The sequence below is a fragment of the Polaribacter sp. genome (assembly GCF_049276715.1).
Taxonomy (GTDB): domain Bacteria; phylum Bacteroidota; class Bacteroidia; order Flavobacteriales; family Flavobacteriaceae; genus Polaribacter.
Map to the genome: position 1 here is coordinate 90,192 of NZ_JBASWY010000028.1, position 6,663 is coordinate 96,854.

General features: G+C 29.3%; 7 protein-coding genes. All 7 read left to right on the top strand.

Translation table 11 applies throughout. The features are described 5' to 3' along the window. The first annotated feature begins 47 nt into the window (after positions 1–47). Positions 48–1,448 carry a dihydrolipoyl dehydrogenase gene (gene lpdA, locus WAO74_RS08435; RefSeq protein ID WP_422161183.1) on the top strand — a complete coding sequence of 467 codons (1,401 nt, stop codon included), beginning with the start codon at positions 48–50 and terminating at the stop codon, positions 1,446–1,448. Positions 1,449–1,513: 65 nt separating this feature from the next. After that, a complete protein-coding gene (gene pabB / locus WAO74_RS08440) occupies positions 1,514–2,815 on the top strand; it encodes an aminodeoxychorismate synthase component I (RefSeq protein WP_422161185.1) in 1,302 nt (433 codons plus the stop codon). Between the two features lie 19 nt (positions 2,816–2,834). Continuing rightward, complete coding sequence (locus tag WAO74_RS08445) at positions 2,835–3,077, top strand: hypothetical protein (protein ID WP_422161187.1); 243 nt, start codon at positions 2,835–2,837, stop codon at positions 3,075–3,077. Next, positions 3,070–3,528, top strand: coding sequence for a type II secretion system protein GspG (locus WAO74_RS08450; RefSeq protein WP_422161189.1), 459 nt, complete (start codon positions 3,070–3,072; stop codon positions 3,526–3,528). The genes WAO74_RS08445 and WAO74_RS08450 overlap by 8 nt, the downstream gene beginning before the upstream one ends. Positions 3,529–3,539: 11 nt before the next feature. Next, on the top strand, positions 3,540–4,361 hold the full coding sequence (locus WAO74_RS08455) for an alpha/beta hydrolase (RefSeq protein ID WP_422161190.1): 822 nt from the start codon (positions 3,540–3,542) through the stop codon (positions 4,359–4,361). A gap of 22 nt (positions 4,362–4,383) precedes the next feature. Next, positions 4,384–5,709, top strand: a complete 1,326-nt coding sequence (gene tilS / locus WAO74_RS08460; RefSeq protein WP_422161192.1) for a tRNA lysidine(34) synthetase TilS — start codon at positions 4,384–4,386, stop codon at positions 5,707–5,709. Beyond that, positions 5,709–6,663, top strand: a 955-nt coding sequence (locus tag WAO74_RS08465; protein WP_422161194.1) for a cytochrome c biogenesis protein CcdA, incomplete at its 3' end; no start/stop codon positions are given. The genes tilS and WAO74_RS08465, both read left to right, overlap by 1 nt.

The window sequence follows — 6,663 nt, forward strand, 5'->3', positions numbered from 1 at the left end:
TCTAAATTATCCTTATTTTTGTTGTTTAATTTTCCATTAAACACATTATGAAATACGATATTATTGTTATTGGTTCTGGTCCTGGAGGATATATCTCTGCAATTAGAGCGTCACAATTAGGTAAAAAAGTAGCTATTATTGAAAAATACTCAACTTTAGGAGGAACTTGTTTAAATGTTGGATGCATTCCATCGAAAGCATTATTAGATTCTTCTCATCATTTTTACGATGCTGTTCATCATTTTGAAGAACATGGAATTTCTGTTGAAAAACCAAGTTTCGATTTCACAAAAATGGTTGCAAGAAAAGCGAATGTTGTAGAAACAACCACAGGTGGAATTAAATATTTAATGGACAAAAACAAGATTGATGTTTTTGAAGGTTTGGGTTCTTTTGAAGATGCTACTCATGTAAAAATCTCTAAAAACGATGGTTCATCTGAAGTAATAGAAGGGACAAACATCATCATTGCAACTGGCTCAAAACCATCAACTTTACCTTTTATTACCATTGATAAAGATAGAATTATAACCTCTACAGAAGCCCTAAAACTAAAAGAAGTTCCAAAAGATTTACTAGTTATTGGTGGTGGAGTAATTGGGTTAGAATTGGGTTCTGTTTACAAACGTTTGGGTGCAGAAGTTACTGTAATCGAATACATGGATAAAATTGTACCTGGAATGGATGCTGATGTTTCTAAAGAATTACAAAAAGTGTTTAAAAAACAAGGTATTAATTTTGCGACCAGTCATAAAGTAACTTCAGTAACCAGAAATAACGATACTATTGTTGTAAAAGCTACTGATAAAAAAGATAGAGAAATTGAGTTTTCTGGAGATTATTGCTTGGTTTCTGTAGGAAGAAAAGCGTATACAGAAGGGTTAGGTTTAGAAAAAGTTGGGGTAAAAGTAAATGAACGTGGACAAGTAGAAATAAATGACCATTTACAAACTAATATCAAAAATATTTATGCCATTGGCGATGTTGTAAAAGGTGCTATGTTAGCTCACAAAGCAGAAGAAGAAGGTGTTGTGGTTGCAGAATATTTAGCTGGCGAAAAACCACATATCAATTATAATTTAATTCCTGGTATTGTGTATACTTGGCCAGAAGCTGCTGCTGTTGGCAAAACTGAAGAAGAATTAAAAGCTGCTAAGATTGATTATAAAGCTGGTAAATTTTCGATGCGTGCTTTGGGAAGATCTAGAGCAAGTGGAGATTTAGATGGTTTTGTTAAAGTTTTAGCAGATAAAAAAACCGATGAAATTTTAGGTGTTCATATGGTGGGTGCAAGAGTTGCAGATTTAATTATGGAAGCTGCAGTTGCAATGGAGTATAGAGCATCTGCTGAAGATTTAGCCAGAATTTGTCATGGTCATCCAACATATTCTGAGGCTGTAAAAGAAGCTGCTAAAGCTGCTTGGGATGGAAAACCATTGAATGCTTAATAAACTTTAAAATATATTTAGACCTCACAGGTTTTAAAAACCTGTGAGGTTTTTTTGCTTAAAAAATGCAAAGAACTACCAAATCTTTTTCAGTTGATAATATCAAGGATTTTAAACAAAATTTATTGTCTTGGTCACAACAATTCGAAACTGTTATTTGGTTAGACTCTAATAATTACAAACAACAATATTCTAGTTTTGATTGTGCTTTGGCTGTTGAGGAATTCACTTCAATAAAAACCGATTATTTTAATGCTTTCGAGAAATTAAAAGAATATCAAACCCTTACAAAAGATTATATTTTTGGCTACATTTCTTATGATGTTAAAAATGATATTGAGCAACTTTCATCAAAAAATTTTGATGGTTTGGGTTTTGCTGATTTGTATTTTTTTCAACCTCAGAAGTTGTTTTTTATCAAAGGGAATTCTGTTGAGTTTCGGTATTTAAAAATGGTTGATGATGAGATAGAAAGTGATTTTGAAGAAATCCATAAATCCAGAAATCTAACAATCCAAGAATCTAAAAGTGACATCAAAATAAAACTCAGAATTCATAAAGACAAATACAAACAAAAAGTAAACAAGGTTTTAGAACACATAAAAAGAGGAGATATTTACGAAGCTAATTTTTGTCAGGAATTTTATGCAGAAAATTCAACAATAAATCCATTAGAAGTTTACCAACATTTAAACAAAATTTCTGAACCTCCTTTTGCTGTTTTTCTAAAAATGGAACATCAATATTTATTGTCTGCTTCACCTGAAAGGTATTTAAAAAAAGAAGGTAACAAGATAATTTCTCAACCTATAAAAGGCACTGCAAAACGTTTACGCAGTAAAATTGATGATGACAATATTGCCTCTAATTTAGCTAGAGATATTAAAGAACGTTCTGAAAATGTAATGATTGTAGATTTGGTAAGAAACGATTTATCTAAAACAGCCAAAAAAGGTTCTGTAAAAGTAGAGGAATTATGCAAAGTATATTCTTTTAAACAAGTGCATCAAATGATTTCTACTGTGGTTTCTGAAATTGATGAAAACACGCATCCTATTGATGTTTTACAAAGTACTTTTCCAATGGGAAGTATGACTGGAGCTCCAAAAGTTTCTGCTATGAAAATCATAGAAAATTTAGAGGAAACAAAACGTGGTTTGTATTCTGGAACTGTTGGTTATTTTGCGCCTGGAGGCGATTTCGATTTTAATGTGGTGATTAGAAGCATACTTTATAACGAAGAAAAAAAGTATATTTCGTATTCTGTTGGAGGCGCAATTACTGCAAAATCGAGTCCAGAAAAAGAATATGAAGAGTGTTTATTAAAAGCAAAAGCGATGCGTTTTGTTTTACTGAATTATGAATAGGTTTCTATATATTTACAAAATGATCATCAATCAAGAAGAGAAATTTCAACTTGTTTTTAATGCTTTAAAAGAGAAACCAACTGAACAAACTATGTTCAATAAATTTCTGGAAATGTATGCTGATGAATGGAAACAGCTAAAAGTAACTTTTTCTAAATTTAACAGAAGTAAACAATTTGGAAAAACAATTCCTTTACCAAAACCAGAACAATCTCTTAGAAAAGAAATTAGAATTTGGTTAAAAAATCATAAAAATGGCTGAGTTCATTGGTTGTATTTTAGAACTTTATTTAGATATTAAACATTGGTTTCAAATAAAAAAAAGAAGAAAGTTTGAAAAAGAAAACAACCTTCCAAAAAGTATTGTTTGGCATCCAATGACAAAACCTTTTGTTGTTTTTTCTATAATTTTTTTGATATCAGCTTTTATCTTTTTTTCCTTTGTATCAAAAAATGAATTTGAATTAAAAACAAAAAAGAAATTAAATGAAATCTCTGAGATACTTGAAGCAGAAAAAAAAGAATTTGGAAAATACCCTGTTTCTTTGAATGAAATTATCAGAAATAATCCTTTAAGAAAAAATATTACTTTAGATTATTGGAAAAATGAATTTATTTATAGAATCTCAAAAGATTCCTTAAATTACACACTCATTTCTTTAGGAAAAGACAGACAGCAAAATACTTCTGACGATATTAAAATAACTAATTAGCATCCCAAAATATGACACACGACGAATTTCATTTCAACATTTACAAAACCGAATTTTTCGGTCAATATTGGAAAGCCAAAGAAACTAAAGCAGTAATTGTTTTGGTTCATGGAATGGGAGAACATTCAACCAGATATGTGCATGTTGCAAAAAAATTAACTATCAACCACTATTCTGTTGTGGCTTTCGATCATTTTGGTCATGGAAAAACCGAAGGCAAAAGAGGGCATAATCCTAGTTTTGAAGCTGTTTTAGAAAGTGTTTCTAAAACTATTGAAAAAGCAACTACAATTTTTGAAAACAAGCCTATTTTCTTGTATGGACATTCTTTAGGGGGTAATGTTGTTTTTAATTACCTATTAAGAAAAAAACACAATATTAAAGGAGGAATTGCTACTGGTGCTTTTTTAAAACTAGCTTTTGAGCCCCCAAAGCTGAAGCTATTTGCAGGTAAAATTCTGCAAAAAATTGCACCTACTACAACAATGCCAAGTGGTTTAGATGCTACTGGAATCTCTAGAATTGATACTGAAGTAAATAAGTACAAAGACGACCCTTTAATACATGATAAAATTAGCCCCAACTTCGGATTGACCTTTATAGAAACTGGCAAATGGGCTTTAGAAAATGCATCAAATTTAAAAACACCTATGTTACTTTTGCATGGTACAGATGATAAAATTATAGATTATAAAGCTATAGAAGAGTTCTCAAATAAAACAAAAAAAGCAACTTTAAAACTCTATCAGGGTGGATATCATGAATTACATAATGATTTGTGTGCTGAAGAAGTTTTCCAAGATATTATAGATTGGTTAAATACTCAACTATAATTTACTTTTTTTAATAGTATAAATGCTTCAGAAATTTAATACTCATATTGTAAATAATTTTCCTTTTTTAAAGGATAAAAGACTATTAATTGCCATTTCTGGTGGATTGGATTCCGTTGTTTTACATTATCTTTTATCGACTTTAAAATTTGATATTTCTTTGGCTCATTGTAATTTTAATTTACGTGGAAAAGAAAGTGATTTGGATGAAAAATTTGTAAATAAATTATCACAAAAAACGTCTAATCAGATTTTTATAAAATTATTTGATACAAATAATTTTGCAAAAGAACACAAACTTTCTACACAAATTGCTGCTAGAGAATTGCGTTACAACTGGTTTCAAGAATTAGTTAAAGAACATGATTTTGATTATATTTTAACAGCACATCATGCAGATGATAATTTGGAAACCTTTTTAATTAATTTAACCAGAGGTTCAGGTTTAGATGGTTTTACAGGAATTCCGAAAATAAATGGAAATATTGTTCGCCCTTTGTTGCCTTTTTCTAGAGAAGAAATTTTAGAATATGCTCAAAAGAATAATATTGAATGGAGAGAAGATGCAAGCAACGCTTCTACAAAATACACCAGAAATAAGATTAGGCATCAAGTAATTCCTGTTTTAAAAGAAATAAATCCAAGTTTGTTATCATCATTTGAAAAAACGATGGAGAATTTGCAGGAAAGTCAGCAAATTATTGAGGATAGAATTTATAATGTTTCTGAAAATATTATTCAGAAAGATTTCTCGACTGCACTCGGAATTACAAAATTAAGCATCAATAAAATACAACAATTATTAAATCCGAAAGCGTATTTGTATCAACTTTTAAAAGAGTACAATTTTACAGAATGGAATGATGTTTACGACTTGCTTACTGCACAATCTGGAAAACAAGTTTTTTCGAATACACATCGTTTATTAAAAGATAGAGATTTTCTGATTTTATCGAAAAGAGATTTCTCGACTATAGTCGAAATTACATTGGAAATTAAAGAAGATACATATGAAATAAAAAACCCTATACATTTAACTTTTGAAGAAGTTGAGCAAAAATTAGCAGAGAATAAACAAACCATTTATGTTGATAAAGATTTGTTAAAGTACCCTCTAATTGTTAGAAAATGGGAAAATGGAGATTATCTTTATCCTACAAAGATGGAAGGCAAAAAAAAGTTGAGTAAATTTTTTAAAGATGAAAAATTTTCACTTTTAGAAAAAGAAAATACTTGGTTACTTTGTAATGCAGATAACGAAATTGTTTGGGTTGTAAATTACAGACAAGACAGACGATTTTCATCAAACATAGCAACAAAAAATTATTTAAAAATTAGAGCTTTATAATGAAAAAATTGATCATTTTTTTTATCCTTTTATCAACTTTAAGTTTAAAAGCACAAACTGCAGATGAGCCTATAAAAATAGAAACTTCTGTAAAAAAAATATCCAACACAGAGTATGATATTATTTTTAGCGCAAAACTCTACAAAGGTTGGTATTTATACTCTCAATACAATCCTGAAGATGCTTCTTTACCCCTAGAAATTAGCGTTTCAGAAGGAGAATTTGGCTATAAATTAATTGGTAAAGCAATTGAAAAAGATACGTTTAAAAAATATTCTGATGTTTGGGAATTAGAAGAAATTGTTTTTAAAGACAAGGCAATTATTACACAAAGAATTCAGTTAATCAATAAAACAATTACTCAAGTTAAATTAGGATTTTATGGGCAAGTTTGTGAAACTGCCTGTATAAATTTCGATGAAAATTTTACGATTTCACTTACAGGAAAAGATATTATTTTAAATAATTCTGTTGATGAAAAAAGTGTACAATTAACCAACCAACTAAAATTAGATTTAAAAAACACGGAACTTTTAAACAATAGTTCTGATTCAAATTCAGAAAGTTCAAATGGTTTGTTTAGCATCTTTATTCTTGGTTTTGTTGGTGGATTATTAGCACTTTTAACACCTTGTGTTTTCCCAATGATTCCTTTAACGGTTTCATTTTTCACAAAACAATCTAAAAATAAAAAGAAAGGTATTTTCAATGCAATTTTATATGGAGTTTTTATAGTTATTATCTATGTTTTATTGAGTTTACCTTTTCATTTTTTAGACAATTTAGATCCTGAAATTCTAAATACAATTTCTACAAATGTTTGGTTGAATATTTTCTTTTTTGTGGTTTTGGTATTTTTCGCGTTTTCTTTCTTTGGTTTTTATGAAATTACCTTGCCAAGTTCTTGGGGAAATAAAATGGATGATGCTTCTTCTGTTGGTGGCATTATTGGCA

Coding starts and splice junctions, on each gene's coding strand:
- WAO74_RS08445 (WP_422161187.1), top strand. CDS start 2,835: ATGATCATCAATCAAGAAGAGAAATTTCAACTTGTTTTTAATGCTTTA.
- WAO74_RS08450 (WP_422161189.1), top strand. CDS start 3,070: ATGGCTGAGTTCATTGGTTGTATTTTAGAACTTTATTTAGATATTAAA.
- WAO74_RS08455 (WP_422161190.1), top strand. CDS start 3,540: ATGACACACGACGAATTTCATTTCAACATTTACAAAACCGAATTTTTC.
- pabB (WP_422161185.1), top strand. CDS start 1,514: ATGCAAAGAACTACCAAATCTTTTTCAGTTGATAATATCAAGGATTTT.
- tilS (WP_422161192.1), top strand. CDS start 4,384: ATGCTTCAGAAATTTAATACTCATATTGTAAATAATTTTCCTTTTTTA.
- lpdA (WP_422161183.1), top strand. CDS start 48: ATGAAATACGATATTATTGTTATTGGTTCTGGTCCTGGAGGATATATC.